This is a genomic window from Mycolicibacterium novocastrense (assembly GCF_001570485.1).
Taxonomy (GTDB): domain Bacteria; phylum Actinomycetota; class Actinomycetes; order Mycobacteriales; family Mycobacteriaceae; genus Mycobacterium; species Mycobacterium novocastrense.
The window spans coordinates 49131-65012 of record NZ_BCTA01000087.1 but is presented as its reverse complement, the minus strand read 5'-3'; the positions used below and the strand labels follow the sequence as shown (position 1 = coordinate 65012).

The window sequence follows — 15882 nt, the reverse complement described above, 5'->3', positions numbered from 1 at the left end:
CCCCAGGAAAGCCCGCCCCACCCGGCGACACGGGACAGCACCTCTACGCCACCACACGAAAACCACTACCCAACAACACAACTCGGCATCACACCGAACCCACACCAATTACCACGCAAAATCCGGGTTAGTTCATGTTCCAGGGCTCGCCGTAAGTGGTGACACTGTCACCGGCCGACGAAATGAGCCGAGCGAACGGACGCAACAGCACGCCTCCAGCCGCACCGGTCACCGTGCCATGCGCATTTGAAACCGCCACACCGCCTTGCGGACCTCGGACATCTACTGAGAACGTGGCGACCTCCTGGATGCCCGGACCGTTACCGAGATCGGCGCTGATCGAGGCACCCGGAAACAGATTCGGCGTGGTCACGAAACCAAAACCACCAGCTGGATTGATGGGAACGACCGGATTAAGCTGATCGAACAGGATGTTCGGCGTCGTGTAGCTGAAGTTGATACCCACCCCCAGCGACCACGGGAACCCGATCTGATAACCCAGCTCCAGCGTGCCCTCGAACTCATCAGCACCCGGACCGGCCACGATGTACTTCGCCCGGCCACTATGGAACCACTCACGGGTCAGCCGGTTGCGATCCAACGGGAACACCCCATTGAGAAACGTGTCCCACTGCTGAATGGTCAACGTCCGATCCTGACCGTCGACCAGGCTCACCTCATTGTCCAGCCCTGCGTGAGACGTGCCCGTGCTCACGAACAATGACGCGACGGCGGCCACCATCGCGATCAGCACCCGACTGAATACCCTCATGTTCTCCCCAGCTGTGTCGGCGGTCAGCCTTCGGCTCACCGTGCTCTGTTCGTGCCTGGCCAACTGACGAAGATGAGAGAGCTCACATGCTGTTCTAAGGCTCTGCTCATCAACGACAGGAGGAACATAACGGTCGGGCATCAGCCCGGCAACGGTAGATCGTCGCAGGTAGGTCGGTGCGTTACCGGACGCGCCGGTTTGCTCTGGGTCGGCAAAGAACGACCGCCCACGGCCGTTGGTACGTGCGCGTAACTCTGGCGTCGGAATCGGATGCTCGCCGACTCGCCGCAGCGGACCGACAGACGTATGGTTGAGGCCGGCGTCACGCTGCACCGATACGTCAAAGATGGTGTGGCGGAAGGTTTTCCCGCAACCAACGGTCGCGTTCGGCGTGGTCCTCGGGGGACGGGGCGTCACGCTCGTCAGCTGAGATCTGCGGCAGATGCTCTCCGAAGACGTCGGCGATCGCGTCCCGGTCTCGCTTTGAGCCGTCAAACACAGCTAACTCCATTATGATGAAGATCACATTTTTGCACGGTCAGCCGCCTGCCGGTCAGATCTCCAGGCTCGACAGCTGGCCGATCACCTGAACCGCCAGCGGGTTGAGGGTCGCCATACCGTCGCGCACGGCGGCGCGTGAACCGGCCAGGTTGACCACAAGTGTGCTGCCCGAGATGCCGGCAAGCCCGCGGGACACCCCGGCGTCGACCATGCCTGCCGATAACCCGGAGGCCCGCAGCGCCTCCGAGATGCCGAGGACTTCCCTGTCGAGGATTTCGCGGGTGGCTTCTGGGGTGACGTCGCGAGGCGTGACACCGGTGCCGCCGACCGAGACCACCAGATCCACACCGCCGATCACCGCGGTATTAAGAGCATTGCGGATCTCGACCTCGTCGGACGAAACCACGACGACGCCGTCGACGACGAATCCCGCCTCGCTGAGCAGCTCGGTGACCAGCGGACCGCTGTGGTCCTCCTCGTCGCCGTGTGCCGTGCGGTCGTCGACCACGATCACCAGTGCCCGGCCCACCAACTCCCCTGGCTGTTCCATGACTGCAACCGTATATGTGGCACCGGACAACGGCGCGGCCACTCTCAACGTGGTCGAGTCCGTCCGCGTGCTCACTGCTGGGCCCTGCCGAGCGTGACCTGGACCGTCTGCGGCTTACCCGACGGGTCCACATAGGACAGCGTGACCTTGTCGCCCGGCGCCCGCGACCGGATGGCAGCCACGAGCGCGTCGGCACTGCCGATCACCCGGTCGTCGACCTTCGTGACCACGACCCCGCTCGGTAGGCCCGCCGCAGCGGCGGCTCCGCCGTCAGTGACCTCGACGATCCGTGCTCCGTCGATCGACGCGTCGTTGCCCACCTGGACACCCAGCGAGGCGTGTGCGGCGCTGCCGTTCTTGATCAGCTCGTCGGCGATCCGTTTGGCCTGGTCGATGGGGATCGCGAAGCCCAGACCGATGGAGCCGCTCTGCGCCTGGGGGCCCGCGTCGGCACCCAACGTCGCGATCGCGGAGTTGATGCCGATCAACTCGCCGTTCATGTTGACCAGCGCGCCTCCGGAGTTGCCGGGGTTGATCGCGGCGTCGGTTTGGATCGCGTCGAGCACGGTGTTCTGATTCCTGGCGTCGCCGCTCGCGGCGACCGGCCGGTTCATTGCGCTGATGATGCCGGTGGTTACAGTGCCCTCCAGGCCGAGTGGCGAGCCGATGGCGACCACGTCCTGACCGACCCGCAGGTCGGCCGAGGAACCGATGGTGATCGGGGTGAGGTCAGAAACTCCCTGCGCGCGCACCACGGCGATATCGCTGCTCGGGTCGGTGCCCACGACCGTGAACGGGGTGGTGCGACCGTTGGCGAAGGTCACCTTGGTCTGCCCGCCGGCGGGACCGCCGCCGGGGGCGCCCTGGGCGGCCGACACCACGTGGTTGTTGGTCAGGATCAGCCCGTCTGAGGACAAGACGACGCCGGACCCCTCTTCGGAGGCCCGACCCATGTCGGTCTCGAGCTTCACGACGCTGGGCACCACTTTCGCGGCGACCTGTTCGACGGAGCCGGCCGGCAGGCTGGCGGCGGGCACACTGGGCGCCGCGCCGCTGATCGAGGACGTCGCCGACTGGCCGTCCGGCTGCGCCAGCACCGCCACCCCGCCGCCGATGCCGGCGGAAACCACTGTGATGGCCAGCGCACCGGCCGTCAATGCGCCTGCGCGAGAACGCTTCTGGGGCACATGGCTGGGCTGCGGCTGCGGTGCGCCGCGGTAGGGATCGTACGGCGCACGGAACTGCTGCTGAGTCGCGTGCTGCTGAGTCAGCTGCTGTTGAGTCGCATAGCGCCAGTCGTACGGCTGCTGCTGGTATGCGCCGGGACGCTGGGCCCCACCCGGGTAGCCGGGTCCCGAATGCTCAGGACCGATCGGCCGACGGCCAGGCGGCGGGGGCGGCGGCGAGTACCTCGGGTGGTTCGTCATGTCGTTCGGGCTCTTCCTCTTCGTCTAGGGTCCGATATCTGCACAACGCTGGACGCATGGTCAACAGTGCCCAGCCGGGCTGAGAATCCACTTAGAGAACGTTCGGGACACACCCAGACTTCGTTTTCCCGTTCGCATCGATGCCAATCATCGTCGACTGCGCCCTGCTGCGGAGCTAGTCGGCGCGCGCGTGTCGGGTGGCGGTCGGCTCGGCGGGGGCCTCCAGCGGCGGCCGCCCCGGGAGCACAATGTGCATCGAGGTGCCCGGCGGATCGCCGCCGGGCACGGTGTCCTCGATTCGCAGCGAACCACCGTGTTTGAGCACGACCTGTTTGACGATCGCCAGACCGAGGCCAGAGCCGGACATCGACCGCGCCGTCGTCGAGCGGTAGAAGCGCTCGAACACCAGATCTCGTTCCTGAAGGGGAATGCCGGGACCGTAGTCGGAGACCACCAACTCGGCATGCATGGGATCGACTTGGTTCAGCCGCACCACCACCCGACCGCCGGGAGGGCTCCACTTCGCGGCGTTGTCGAGCAGGTTGAGCACGGCTCGTCCCAGCCCCGCGTCGTCGCCGTAGACCAGCCATGGGGTGGTGGTCGCCTCCAACTCGATGTCGTTGCGGCGACGGCGAACTCGCTCCAGCGACCGCTCCACGATTTCTGCGACGTCGACCGATTCGTGCACGGTCACCCCCGCGTCATCACGCGTCAGATCGACCAGATCGCCGACCAGCGTCGACAATTCCTCGATCTGGGCGATCACGTCAGCGCGCAGTCCGGCCATCTCCTCCTCTGGCAACCGCGGCGCGCCGGGGGCCATCGACGCCATCAGCAGTTCGACATTGGTGCGCAACGACGTCAGCGGTGTGCGCAGTTCATGTCCGGCATCGGTGACCAGCCGGGCTTGGCGTTCGCGCGACTCCGCCAGGGCACGCAGCATCATGTTGAACGCCTCGGTGAGGCGGGCGAGTTCGTCGCTGCCGAACACCGGGATGGGACGCAGGTCATCGGTACGCGCGACGCGCTCGGCGGCCTCGGTCAGCCGTGCGACGGGCCGCAGTCCGGCGCGCGCGACGGCACCACCCGTCATGGCGGCCACTGCGACCCCCACTCCGCCGACGATGATCAACACCGTGCTGAGACGTCGAAGCACTTGGGCGGTCGGCGCCATGCTCTTCGAGATCACCAGAGAGCTGTCGTTGGACAGGTGCATCGCCAGCACCCGCTGATGGTTGGCGGTACGCAGCGACATGATCAGATCCCCGCGCAGCACTGCTTTCTCGGGATCGCCCAGCGGCAGGGTCTGCCCCTCCTGGTTGGCGGTGAAGATGGCCCGGCCCGGAATCACCAGCATCGCGTTGACATCCGAGTACGCGGTGCCCTCGATCGCCTTGCTCGGATCGGCCTGCAGGGTACCGCTTTCAATCAGCAGCCGGGCCCGGGTGCGCAGTTGGTTGTCGACGTCGTCGTACAGCGCGCGGGACACCACCGCCCAAACCGCCACCGCCATCAACACCACGACCATCGCCACCATCGACATCGCCAACAGCATCACGCGCCACCGCAGCGACACCGAACTGGTTCTCGACTGCGGATGAAACGAATCGGGTTGTGGCGCAGCCCCGTAACTCGGTGCAGACATCAGGGAGGCGTTTCGCGCAACACATAACCCACCCCGCGCACGGTGTGGATCAGTCGCGGCTCTCCTTCGGCTTCGGTCTTGCGGCGCAGGTAACCGACGTATACCTCGAGGGCGTTGCCCGACGTCGGGAAGTCGAATCCCCACACCTCTTCGAGGATGCGACTGCGCGTCAGCACCCGGCGTGGATTGGCGATGAGCATCTCGAGCAACGAGAATTCAGTGCGGGTCAAGCTGATCTGGCGCTGACCTCTGGTCACCTCACGGGTCACGGAGTCCAGGGACAGGTCGGAGAACGTCATCGCGGCCGACTCTGCGCCGTCGTCTGGGCTGGTGCGGCGCAGCAGCGCCCGCATGCGAGCCAACAACTCCTCGAGCGCGAACGGCTTCGGCAGGTAGTCGTCGGCACCGGCATCCAGGCCTGCCACCCGCTCGGAGACCGTGTCGCGCGCCGTCAGCACCAGGATCGGTAGATCATCGCCGGTGCTGCGCAGCTGACGGCACACCTCGAGGCCGTCCAGCCGCGGCATCATCACGTCGAGTACCAGAGCATCGGGCCGATCGCTGGCGATCAGATCCAGTGCCTCGAGGCCATCTTGAGCAAGTTCGACGGAGTAACCGTTGAAGGAAAGCGAACGGCGCAGCGACTCGCGCACCGCGCGATCGTCATCAACGACAAGAATGCGCACAGCCACAGTGTCGGCCCCCTATCTGAGAGTGACCTGAGAGGCGCGCCAGAGCCGGGTGCTGGAGCCGATCGGCCGGCGGTAACCGGCCGGCGTCAGCGCCGGTCGAGGTCGATCAGCCCGAGGCGAGCGGCCTTGAGCAGCCGGCGCGGGACCTTGTGCTGCTGGCCGGCGACGTTCACGCCCACGAGTTCCGTGCGCTTGGCCTTCCACTGCGCACGCCGGCTACGGGTGTTCGCGCGCGACATCCTGCGCTTGGGCACGGCCATGGTCGAGATCTCCTATTGCGGGTGAGTTCGTGTGCCGCGGTTTCCAGCGTCTTCGCCTCTCACATGCGCGGCGCCCTTCAGGATAGCCAACGACCTGCGTAGCCTCCAAAACAGCGACATCCTTGACGCGGTACCGCCGGTACCCGATAACCTACCGGTTGGTTGGTCGCGACGAAGGGAGCCTGCGTGACCTCTTCTCGCGGTCCGGTCCGCATCGGCAACTGCTCGGGCTTCTACGGCGACCGGCTCGCGGCGATGCGCGAGATGCTCGCCGGCGGCGAGCTCGACTACCTGACCGGCGACTATCTCGCCGAATTGACCATGTTGATCCTGGCCCGCGACCGCGCGAAGTCCGCCGACCGCGGTTACGCGAAGACGTTCCTGACCCAGCTCGAGGAGAGTCTGGGACTGGCACTCGATCATGGCGTGCGCATCGTCGCCAACGCCGGCGGGCTCAACCCTGCAGGATTGGCCGATGCCGTGCGGGGACTGGCCGACCGGTTGGGGCTCTCGGTCAACGTCGCGCACGTCGAGGGCGACGACCTGATCGGACGGGCAGACGAGTTCGGGTTCGGCGGGGCGCTGGCGGCCAACGCCTACCTCGGCGCGTGGGGCATCGTCGACTGCCTGGCCGCCGGCGCCGACGTCGTCGTCACCGGGCGGGTGACCGACGCCTCGGTGACCGTCGGGCCCGCCGCCGCCCACCACGGCTGGGGTCGCACCGACTACGACCGGCTGGCGGGCGCGATCGCCGCCGGCCACGTCATCGAGTGCGGTGCGCAGGCCACCGGCGGCAACTACTCGTTCTTCACCGAAATCGCCGACCTCACCCATCCAGGGTTCCCGCTCGCCGAGATTCACGCCGACGGCTCGTCGGTGATCACCAAGCATCCGGGCACCGGCGGCGCGGTCACCGCCGACACCGTCACCGCACAGTTGCTCTACGAGATCGGCGGCGCGCGCTACGCCAACCCGGACGCCACGCTGCGCGTCGACACCGTCGAGCTGTCCGACGACGGACCGGATCGGGTGCGAATCAGCGGTGTACGCGGCGAGCCGCCGCCACCGACTTTGAAGGTCTCGCTCAACAGCGTCGGCGGGTTCCGCAACGAGATGACGCTGGTGCTCACGGGCCTCGACATCGAAGCCAAGGCCGAGCTGGTGCAGCGCCAGTTGGAGACCAGCCTGACGGTCAAGCCCGCCGAGCTCGAGTGGACGTTGGCGCGCACCGACCATCCGGATGCCGGCACCGAGGAAGCCGCCAGCGCGCTGCTTCGCTGCGTGGTGCGCGATCCCGATCCGGCCAACGTCGGTCGCCAGTTCTCTTCGGCGGCAGTCGAACTCGCGTTGGCGAGCTATCCGGGCTTTCACGCCACCAGCCCGCCGGGGCAGGGGCAGGTGTACGGGGTGTTCTCCCCCGCGTTCGTGCCGGCGGCCGACGTGCCGCATGTGGCCGTGCACGGCGACGGCACCCGTGTCGAGATACCGTCGGCCACCGAGACTGTGGAGCTGGCGCCCGTGCCACCGCCCGACGTGCCCGAGCCACTTGGGCCGGGACCAGTCCGGCGCGTTCCGCTCGGCGTGGTCGCCGGCGCGCGCAGCGGGGACAAGGGCGGCAGCGCGAACGTCGGCGTCTGGGTGCGCACCGATGCGCAGTGGCGCTGGCTTGCGCACGTGCTGACCGTCGAGAAGCTACGCGAACTGCTGCCCGAGACAACGGATCTGCCGGTCACCCGGCATCTGCTGTCCAACCTGCGCGCGGTCAACTTCGTCGTCGAGGACATTCTCGGCCACGGTGTCGCCTACCAGGCCCGGTTCGATCCGCAGGCCAAGGGACTCGGCGAATGGCTGCGCAGCAGGCGGATCGACATCCCGGAGGAGTTGTTGCCGTGACGATTTGGCACACGCCCGAACGCGAGCAGCTGCGAAAAACCGTGCGCGCGTTCGTCGAACGCGAGGTACTCCCGCACGTCGATGAATGGGAACGCTCAGGATCGCTGCCGCGCGAGCTGCACCTGAAGGCCGGCGCGGCGGGACTGCTCGGTGCCGGCCTACCCGAGTCGGTCGGCGGAGGTGGCGGCGACGGCGCGGACGCGGTGGTGATCTGCGAGGAGATGCATTACGCGGGCGCGCCGGGCGGGGTGTTCGCGTCGTTGTTCACCTGCGGGATCGCGGTGCCGCACATGATCGCCGCCGGCGACGAACGGTTGATCGACACCTACGTGCGGCCGACGCTGCGGGGCGAGAAGATCGGCAGCCTCGCGATCACCGAACCGGGCGGCGGGTCGGACGTCGGCCACCTGACGACGCGAGCTGTGCGCGACGGCGGCCCGGCTGGTATCGAATACATCATCAACGGCGCCAAGACCTACATCACCTCCGGGGTGCGGGCCGACTACGTGGTGACCGCCGTGCGCACGGGTGGGCCCGGCGCGGCGGGGGTGTCGCTGATCGTCGTCGACAAGGGCACACCCGGATTTGAGGTCACGCGCAAGCTCGACAAGATGGGTTGGCGGTCCTCGGACACCGCCGAGCTGTCGTACACCGACGTGCGGGTTCCTGCCGCCAATCTGGTCGGCGCAGAGAACTCCGGCTTCCTGCAGATCGCCGGGGCGTTCGTCTCCGAACGTGTCGGGCTGGCTGCACAGGCCTACGCCAGCGCGCAACGCTGCCTCGACCTCACCGTCGAGTGGTGCCGCAACCGGGAAACCTTTGGCAGGCCGTTGATCTCACGTCAGCAGGTGCAGAACACCCTGGCCGAGATGGCGCGCCGGGTCGACGTTGCGCGGGTCTACACCCACAACGTCGTCGAACGCCAACTCGCGGGCGAGACGAACCTGATCGCCGAGGTGTGCTTCGCCAAGAACACCGCCGTCGAGGCCGGCGAGTGGGTGGCCAACCAGGCGGTGCAGTTGTTCGGCGGCATGGGATACATGGCCGAGTCCGAGGTCGAACGCCAATACCGCGATATGCGCATCCTGGGAATCGGCGGCGGTACCACCGAGATCCTCACCGCGCTGGCCGCCAAGACGTTGGGATTCCAGTCATGAGCCTGCGTTCCACCTTGGACACGGGGTCGTCTGCCTACGCCGAGGCCGCCGAGGTGATGACCGCCAAGCTGGCCGAACTCGAGGCCGAACACGCCAAGGCGCTGGCAGGCGGCGGCGCCAAATACGTGCAGCGCCACCATGACCGCGGCAAGATGACCGCCCGCGAGCGCATCGAGCTGCTGCTCGATCCCGACTCGCCGTTTCTCGAGCTGAGCCCACTCGCGGCGTGGGGCAGCGACTTCGCAGTCGGCGCCAGCATCGTGACCGGCCTCGGCGCCGTCGAAGGGGTCGAATGCCTGATCGTCGCCAACGATCCGACCGTCAAGGGCGGCACCAGCAACCCGTGGACGTTGAAGAAGATCCTGCGCGCCAACCAGATCGCGTGGGAGAACCGGTTACCGGTTATCTCGCTGGTCGAGTCGGGCGGGGCCGACCTGCCGACGCAGAAGGAGATCTTCATCCCCGGCGGGCAGATGTTCCGCGACCTGACCCGGCTGTCGGCGGCGGGCATCCCGACCATCGCGCTGGTCTTCGGCAATTCGACCGCCGGCGGTGCCTACATCCCCGGCATGTCCGACCACGTCGTGATGATCAAGGAGCGGTCCAAGGTGTTCCTGGCCGGTCCGCCGCTGGTGAAGATGGCCACCGGCGAGGAATCCGACGACGAATCGCTGGGCGGCGCCGAGATGCACGCCCGCACATCAGGTCTGGCCGACTACTTCGCGATCGACGAACCCGATGCGATCCGGATCGGCCGGCGCATCGTGGCCCGGCTGAACTGGCGCAAACAGGGGCCGTCGCCGGCGCCGGTCATCGAACCGGTCTACGACCCCGAGGAGCTGGTGGGCATCGTGCCCGCGGACCTCCGCATCCCGTTCGACCCGCGCGAGGTGATCGCCCGCGTGGTCGACGGTTCGGAATTCGACGAGTTCAAGCCGATGTACGGCTCGTCGCTGGTGACGGGTTGGGCGAGGCTCTACGGCTACCCGATCGGCATTCTGGCCAATGCGCGGGGGGTGCTGTTCTCCGAGGAATCGCAGAAGGCCACCCAGTTCATCCAGTTGGCGAACCGCTCCGACACGCCACTGTTGTTCCTGCACAACACAACCGGATACATGGTCGGCCGCAAGTACGAGGAAGGCGGCATGATCAAGCACGGTTCGATGATGATCAACGCGGTCTCGAACTCGACCGTGCCGCACATCTCGCTGCTGATCGGCGCCTCCTACGGCGCGGGCCACTACGGGATGTGCGGCCGCGCCTACGACCCCCGGTTCCTGTTCGCGTGGCCGAGCGCGAAGTCCGCGGTGATGGGCGGTGCGCAACTGGCCGGCGTGTTGTCGATCGTCAGCCGTGCCGCCGCCGAGGCCCGCGGTCAGCAGGTCGACGAGGATGCCGACGCGGCCCTGCGTGCGGCCGTGGAGGCGCAGATCGACGCCGAGTCGCTGCCCATGTTCCTGTCCGGCCGGCTCTACGACGACGGGGTAATCGACCCCCGCGACACCCGCACCGTGCTGGGGATGTGCCTGTCCGCCATCGCGAATGGCCCGATCAAGGGGACGTCGAACTTCGGCGTCTTCCGGATGTGAGCGCCGAGATGTCAGCGATTTCGGCGTGCTTGGTCACGGTCTGCGTGACCAGCTACGCCGAAATCGCCAAGGAGACGACATGATCACACGAGTTCTGGTGGCCAATCGCGGTGAGATCGCCCGCCGGGTCTTCGCGACGTGCAGACGCCTGGGCATCGGCACCGTGGCGGTCTACACCGACCCCGACGAGAACTCGCCGCACGTCACCGAGGCCGACGCGCGGGTACGGCTGGAGGGCCGCAACGGCTACCTCGACGCCGGCCAGTTGATCCGCGCGGCGAAGTCCGCCGGCGCTGACGCGATACACCCCGGCTACGGATTCCTCTCGGAGAACGCCGAATTCGCCGTAGCAGTGAAGGACGCCGGGTTGACGTGGGTCGGCCCGCCGCCGGACGCGGTCGCCGCGATGGGCAGCAAGATCGAGGCGAAGAAGCTGATGGCCGCCGCAGGTGTGCCCGTGCTCGACGAACTCGACCCCGACGCGGTCACCGAAGATCAGCTGCCGGTCCTGGTCAAGGCCTCGGCCGGTGGCGGCGGCCGTGGTATGCGCGTGGTGCGCGAGTTATCGGAGCTGCCAGGCCAAGTGGAGGCGGCCCGCCGCGAAGCGCAGTCGGCTTTCGGCGACCCGACCGTCTTCTGCGAGCGTTACCTCGCCAGCGGACATCACGTCGAGGTGCAGGTGCTCGCCGACGAGCACGGCACCGTGTGGGCCGTTGGCGAACGCGAATGCTCGATCCAGCGCCGCCACCAGAAGATCCTCGAGGAGGCGCCGTCCCCGCTGGTCGAGCGCACGCCGGGGATGCGCGCGAAACTGTTCGAAGCGGCCCGGCTGGCGGCGACCGCGATCAGCTACACCGGCGCGGGCACCGTCGAGTTCATGGCCGACAGCTCTTCTTCTGGGGAAGGCGAATTTTACTTCCTGGAGATGAATACCCGGCTGCAGGTCGAACATCCGGTCACGGAGGAGACCACCGGTCTGGATCTCGTCGAGCTGCAACTGCTTGTCGCCGACGGCGGCCGACTCGAAGCCGAACCTCCTCCGTCGCACGGCTTTTCGATCGAAGCGCGACTCTATGCCGAAGACCCGGCCAAGAACTGGCAGCCGCAGGCCGGCACCGTCCACCGCTTCGAGGTCCCCCGGAACGTGCGGGTGGACTCCGGCATCGTCGACGGGTCCACGGTGTCGATCTTCTACGATCCGATGCTGGCCAAGGTGATCTCCTTCGCGCCGAACCGCCGTCGGGCCGCCCTGGTGCTCGCCGACGCCCTGGCCCGCGCCCGCATCCACGGCGTGCGCACCAACCGCGACCTGCTGGTCAACGTGCTGCGGCACGCGGCGTTTCTCGAAGGCGCCACCGACACTGCGTTCTTCGACACCCATGGCCTCGCCGAGCTGGCGGCGCCGCTGACCGATGACCACGCCGTGACCGTGTCAGCACTGGCGGCCGCGCTCGCCGATGCGGCGCGAAACCGGGACGGCGCAACTGTTTTCGCGGCAGCGCCGAGCGGATGGCGCAACCTCGCGTCGGGATACCAGACCAAGCGCTACACCGCCACCGCGGGCGACGAGTACGACGTCCGCTACCGGTTCACCCGCTCGCGTCTGGAGTTGCCCGACCACGACGGCGTCGCGCTCGTGTCGGCGACCCCGACGCGGGTGGTGTTGTCGGTGGACGGCGTGGACCGGGCTTTCGAGGTCGCACGTTACGGCCGGGAGGTGTTCGTCGACTCCCCTCTCGGACCGGTGCAACTAGCCGCGCTGCCACGCTTCGCCGATCCCGACGCCGCGGTCGCCCACGGGTCGCTGCTGGCGCCGATGCCCGGTTCCGTGCTCCGCGTCGGCGCCGCGGCAGGCGACACCGTCACCGCCGGCCAACCGTTGGTCTGGCTGGAAGCAATGAAGATGGAGCACACCGTGACGGCACCCGGCGACGGTGTGCTCGCCGAACTCAACGTCGAACCCGGCCAGCAGGTCGACGTCGGGTACGTAATGGCCCGAGTAGAAAGCCCCGGAGGCACCAGTGAATAGTTTTGTCGAAACCGAAGAACAGCAGGCGCTGCGCAAGGCGGTGGCTGCGATGGCAGCCAACTACGGTCAGGACTACTACCTGGAGAAGGCGCGCGCCGACCAGCACACCGACGAATTGTGGTCGGAGGCAGGCAAACTCGGCTTCATCGGGGTTAACCTGCCCGAAGAGTACGGTGGTGGCGGCGCGGGCATGTACGAGCTGTCGCTGGTGATGGAGGAGATGTCGGCCGCCGGCTGTCCGCTGCTGCTGATGGTCGTCTCGCCTGCCATCAACGGTACGATCATCTCCAAGTTCGGCACCGAAGAGCAGAAGCGGCGCTGGATCCCCGGGATCGCCGACGGTTCGATCACGATGGCGTTCGCGATCACCGAACCCGACGCCGGCTCGAACAGTCACCGCATCACCACCACCGCACGTCGCGACGGCAGCGACTGGATCCTGTCCGGGCAGAAGGTGTTCATCTCCGGCGTCGACCAGGCCCAGGCGGTGCTGGTCGTGGGCCGTGCCTATAAGGAGGGAGCCCACAAGTCCGAATCTCTTCGGCCGGCGCTGTTCATCGTGCCGACCGATACAAAAGGGTTGAGCTGGACCAAGATCGAGATGGAGTTGGTCAGCCCGGAGAACCAGTTCCAGCTGTTCCTCGACGAGGTGCGCCTGCCCGCCGACGCGCTGGTCGGTTCCGAGGACGCCGCGATCGCGCAGCTGTTCGCCGGCCTGAATCCGGAACGGATCATGGGTGCGGCGAGCGCGGTCGGGATGGGCCGGTTCGCGATCGACAAGGCCGTCGACTACGTCAAGACGCGCCAGGTGTGGAAGACGCCGATCGGCTCGCACCAAGGGTTGTCACATCCGTTGGCGCAGAACCACATCGAGATCGAGCTGGCCAAGCTGATGATGCAGAAGGCGGCCTCGCTCTACGACGCGGGTGACGATGTCGGCGCGGCAGAAGCGGCGAACATGGCCAAGTACGCGGCCGGGGAGGCGTCGGTGCGCGCGGTCGACCAGGCCGTGCAGTCGTTGGGCGGCAACGGGTTGACCAAGGAGTACGGCATCGCCGCCGCGGTGACCGCTTCGAAGCTCGCCCGCATCGCCCCCGTCAGCCGCGAGATGATCCTGAACTTCGTCGCGCAGACCTCGCTCGGCCTGCCCCGGTCGTACTGATGGGCACGCTCGTCCGCTACGCGGTCGACGGCCCCGTCGCCCACCTCACCCTGGACTCGCCCGAGAACCGCAACGCCTTGTCGACCGCACTGGTCGAACAACTCCATCAGGGCTTCACCGACGCCGTGGCCGACCCCGGCGTGCGGACGGTGGTACTCGGCCACACCGGCGGAACATTCTGCGCGGGAGCCGATCTCGCGGAAGCAGCTGGACGCGATCCCAGTGAGGTGGCCGTTGACCGCGCCCGCGAGATGACCCGGCTCCTGCGCCGCATCCTGGAGTTGCCCGCGCCGGTCATCGGTGCGATCGACGGGCATGTCCGCGCTGGCGGACTCGGGCTGGTGGGCGCGTGCGACATCGTCGTCGCCGGGCAGAACAGCACGTTCGCGTTGACCGAGGCCCGTATCGGCGTCGCGCCGTCGATCATCTCGCTCACGCTGCTGCCCAAGCTGACCGCCAGGGCCGCGAGCCGCTACTTCGTCACCGGTGAGAAGTTCGGCGCCGAGGAGGCCGCCGAGATCGGGCTGGTCACCCTGGCCGCCGATGACGTCGACGCCAGCGTCGCCGAGCTCACCGCGTCGATCGCCAAGGCGTCGCCGCAGGGGCTGGCCGCGTCCAAAGCCTTGACCACCACGCCTATCCTGGAGACGTTCGACCGGCACGCCGAGACACTCACCAGACAGTCGGCCGAGCTGTTCGTCTCCGAGGAGGCACGCGAGGGCATGCTGGCGTTCCTAGAGAAGCGACCACCCCGCTGGGTGCGCTGATGCCGCATTCCATCCTCGTCACCGGAGCGACCGGCACCCTGGGCCATCGCGTCGTGCCGGAAGCGATCGAGGCGGGACACCGCGTTCGAGCGCTGAGCCGCAAGAACCACGTCGGCTACACCGGCGTGCACTGGGCACAAGGCGACCTGTACACGGGGGCGGGCCTCGACGCGGCGCTCGACGGCATCGACGTGGTGATCAACTGCGCCACCCAGCCGGTCGGCGGCAAGGACGTCGCCGCCACGCAGAACCTCGTCGCGGCCGCGAGCCGAGCGGGCATCGGGCACATCGTGCACGTGTCGATCGTCGGCATCGACCGCATCCCGCTGCCGTACTACCGGACCAAGTTGCGTGCCGAACAAGTCCTCACGGCGTCCAGCATCGGCCACACCGTGCTTCGCGCCACGCAGTTCCACGACCTGATCCGGACCTCCTTCACGGCGCAGCGGTACTTCCCGGTGCTGGCGACGCTGCGCGGGGCCCGGTTCCAGCCGATCGACACCGCCGACGTCGCCGCGCGCTTGGTCGAGTTGGTCGACGCCGAACCCGCGGGCCGGGCACCGGACATCGGTGGCCCGGCGGTGCACTCCCACGCCGAATTGGCGCGCATGTACCTCCGGTCCCGGGCAAGCCGCCGCCCGACCGTCGCGGTTCCGCTTCCGGGCCGCATCGCGGCGGGCTACCGGTCGGGTGCCAACCTCGTCCCCGACAACCCGGTGGGCGGCCTCTCGTTTGCTGAGTTCTTGGCGTCCGGGAGATGAATCGGCTTGTCCACATTCTTCGCCGTATGCGGTCAGGCCACAGTTTGGACACTGCTCTTGCTTGTCCCACGGTTCGTCGTAGGCTCGTAGCCGATGAGCAACCCAGCGTCGCGGAACAGTTCGATGCGTGCTGCTGACACCGACCGGATACAGGTGGCGCAGCTGCTCACGGACGCCGCCGCCCAGGGCCGTCTGCAACTCAACGAGTACGAGGACCGCCTGACCAAGGCATATGCCGCGCAAACCTACGACGAGCTCGACCGGATCTCGGCGGATCTGCCGGGCGCGTTCACCCGCGGGCGCAGCGGCGGCCCCTGCCGGCCCGCACCGTCGACCATGCTGCTGGCGATCATGAGCGGCTTCGAACGCCGCGGTCGGTGGAACGTGCCCCGACGGATGACCACGTTCGCGCTCTTCGGCGGCGGCGTCGTCGATTTGCGGTACGCCGACTTCACGTCGCCGGAGGTCGAGATCCACGCGTATTCGATTTTCGGCGGCCAGACGATCCTGGTTCCGCCGGAGGTCAACGTCGAGCTGCGCGGTGTCGGGGTGATGGGCACCTTCGACCAAGCCGTTGAGGGCGAAGGCTCCCCGGGCGCACCGTGCGTGTGTATCCGCGGTTTCTCGTTGTGGGGCCGGGTGGCCGTCAAGCGCAAGAAGCGCAAGGCCGCCTGAGC

15 protein-coding genes are annotated in these 15882 nt (G+C 67.5%); 8 read left to right on the top strand and 7 right to left on the bottom strand.

Features of this window, described 5'->3' with window-relative positions; genetic code table 11:
- Positions 1–127 precede the first annotated feature (127 nt).
- The 7 genes from RMCN_RS26545 to rpmF all read right to left on the bottom strand — a co-directional run bounded on the left by RMCN_RS26545 (position 128) and on the right by rpmF (position 5847).
- Entirely contained in the window at positions 128–772 is a 645-nt protein-coding gene (locus RMCN_RS26545) for a porin MspA (protein ID WP_067395623.1), read from the bottom strand.
- A 340-nt stretch (positions 773–1112) separates the two neighbouring features.
- A complete protein-coding gene (locus RMCN_RS31145) occupies positions 1113–1271 on the bottom strand; it encodes a hypothetical protein (RefSeq protein ID WP_165604484.1) in 159 nt (52 codons plus the stop codon).
- A gap of 54 nt (positions 1272–1325) precedes the next feature.
- Positions 1326–1871, bottom strand: a complete 546-nt coding sequence (locus tag RMCN_RS26535; RefSeq protein WP_201028966.1) for a MogA/MoaB family molybdenum cofactor biosynthesis protein — start codon at positions 1869–1871, stop codon at positions 1326–1328.
- A gap of 23 nt (positions 1872–1894) precedes the next feature.
- Positions 1895–3250: a S1C family serine protease gene (locus RMCN_RS26530; RefSeq protein WP_067395617.1), complete on the bottom strand. Its 1356-nt coding sequence runs from the start codon at positions 3248–3250 to the stop codon at positions 1895–1897.
- 175 nt (positions 3251–3425) lie between these two features.
- On the bottom strand, positions 3426–4895 hold the full coding sequence (locus RMCN_RS26525; RefSeq protein WP_067395614.1) for a HAMP domain-containing sensor histidine kinase: 1470 nt from the start codon (positions 4893–4895) through the stop codon (positions 3426–3428).
- Positions 4895–5581 carry a response regulator transcription factor gene (locus tag RMCN_RS26520; RefSeq protein ID WP_067395612.1) on the bottom strand — a complete coding sequence of 229 codons (687 nt, stop codon included), beginning with the start codon at positions 5579–5581 and terminating at the stop codon, positions 4895–4897. Before RMCN_RS26520 ends, RMCN_RS26525 begins: the two co-directional genes overlap by 1 nt.
- A gap of 92 nt (positions 5582–5673) precedes the next feature.
- Complete coding sequence (gene rpmF, locus RMCN_RS26515; RefSeq protein WP_064350598.1) at positions 5674–5847, bottom strand: 50S ribosomal protein L32; 174 nt, start codon at positions 5845–5847, stop codon at positions 5674–5676.
- A 186-nt stretch (positions 5848–6033) separates the two neighbouring features.
- Between rpmF and RMCN_RS26510 the strand changes: the two genes are divergently transcribed.
- From RMCN_RS26510 to RMCN_RS26475, 8 genes are all read left to right on the top strand, one after another.
- On the top strand, positions 6034–7740 hold the full coding sequence (locus tag RMCN_RS26510; protein WP_084377776.1) for an acyclic terpene utilization AtuA family protein: 1707 nt from the start codon (positions 6034–6036) through the stop codon (positions 7738–7740).
- Positions 7737–8897, top strand: a complete 1161-nt coding sequence (locus RMCN_RS26505; RefSeq protein ID WP_067395610.1) for an acyl-CoA dehydrogenase family protein — start codon at positions 7737–7739, stop codon at positions 8895–8897. Before RMCN_RS26510 ends, RMCN_RS26505 begins: the two co-directional genes overlap by 4 nt.
- Positions 8894–10486 carry an acyl-CoA carboxylase subunit beta gene (locus tag RMCN_RS26500; RefSeq protein ID WP_067395608.1) on the top strand — a complete coding sequence of 531 codons (1593 nt, stop codon included), beginning with the start codon at positions 8894–8896 and terminating at the stop codon, positions 10484–10486. The genes RMCN_RS26505 and RMCN_RS26500 overlap by 4 nt, the downstream gene beginning before the upstream one ends.
- A gap of 79 nt (positions 10487–10565) precedes the next feature.
- A complete protein-coding gene (locus RMCN_RS26495; protein ID WP_067395605.1) occupies positions 10566–12515 on the top strand; it encodes an acetyl/propionyl/methylcrotonyl-CoA carboxylase subunit alpha in 1950 nt (649 codons plus the stop codon).
- A complete protein-coding gene (locus RMCN_RS26490) occupies positions 12508–13677 on the top strand; it encodes an acyl-CoA dehydrogenase family protein (protein WP_084377774.1) in 1170 nt (389 codons plus the stop codon). The genes RMCN_RS26495 and RMCN_RS26490 overlap by 8 nt, the downstream gene beginning before the upstream one ends.
- Positions 13677–14444, top strand: coding sequence for an enoyl-CoA hydratase family protein (locus RMCN_RS26485; RefSeq protein WP_067395602.1), 768 nt, complete (start codon positions 13677–13679; stop codon positions 14442–14444). Before RMCN_RS26490 ends, RMCN_RS26485 begins: the two co-directional genes overlap by 1 nt.
- Positions 14444–15205 carry an SDR family oxidoreductase gene (locus tag RMCN_RS26480; protein ID WP_067395599.1) on the top strand — a complete coding sequence of 254 codons (762 nt, stop codon included), beginning with the start codon at positions 14444–14446 and terminating at the stop codon, positions 15203–15205. Before RMCN_RS26485 ends, RMCN_RS26480 begins: the two co-directional genes overlap by 1 nt.
- A 93-nt stretch (positions 15206–15298) precedes the next feature.
- Positions 15299–15880 (top strand): DUF1707 SHOCT-like domain-containing protein, encoded by a 582-nt coding sequence (locus RMCN_RS26475; RefSeq protein ID WP_067395596.1) that lies wholly within the window; start codon positions 15299–15301, stop codon positions 15878–15880.
- The last annotated feature ends 2 nt before the right edge of the window (positions 15881–15882 follow it).

Coding starts and splice junctions, on each gene's coding strand:
- RMCN_RS26485 (WP_067395602.1), top strand. CDS start 13,677: ATGGGCACGCTCGTCCGCTACGCGGTCGACGGCCCCGTCGCCCACCTC.
- RMCN_RS26480 (WP_067395599.1), top strand. CDS start 14,444: ATGCCGCATTCCATCCTCGTCACCGGAGCGACCGGCACCCTGGGCCAT.
- RMCN_RS26545 (WP_067395623.1), bottom strand. CDS start 772: ATGAGGGTATTCAGTCGGGTGCTGATCGCGATGGTGGCCGCCGTCGCG.
- RMCN_RS26500 (WP_067395608.1), top strand. CDS start 8,894: ATGAGCCTGCGTTCCACCTTGGACACGGGGTCGTCTGCCTACGCCGAG.
- RMCN_RS26530 (WP_067395617.1), bottom strand. CDS start 3,250: ATGACGAACCACCCGAGGTACTCGCCGCCGCCCCCGCCGCCTGGCCGT.
- RMCN_RS26475 (WP_067395596.1), top strand. CDS start 15,299: ATGAGCAACCCAGCGTCGCGGAACAGTTCGATGCGTGCTGCTGACACC.
- rpmF (WP_064350598.1), bottom strand. CDS start 5,847: ATGGCCGTGCCCAAGCGCAGGATGTCGCGCGCGAACACCCGTAGCCGG.
- RMCN_RS26495 (WP_067395605.1), top strand. CDS start 10,566: ATGATCACACGAGTTCTGGTGGCCAATCGCGGTGAGATCGCCCGCCGG.
- RMCN_RS26525 (WP_067395614.1), bottom strand. CDS start 4,895: ATGTCTGCACCGAGTTACGGGGCTGCGCCACAACCCGATTCGTTTCAT.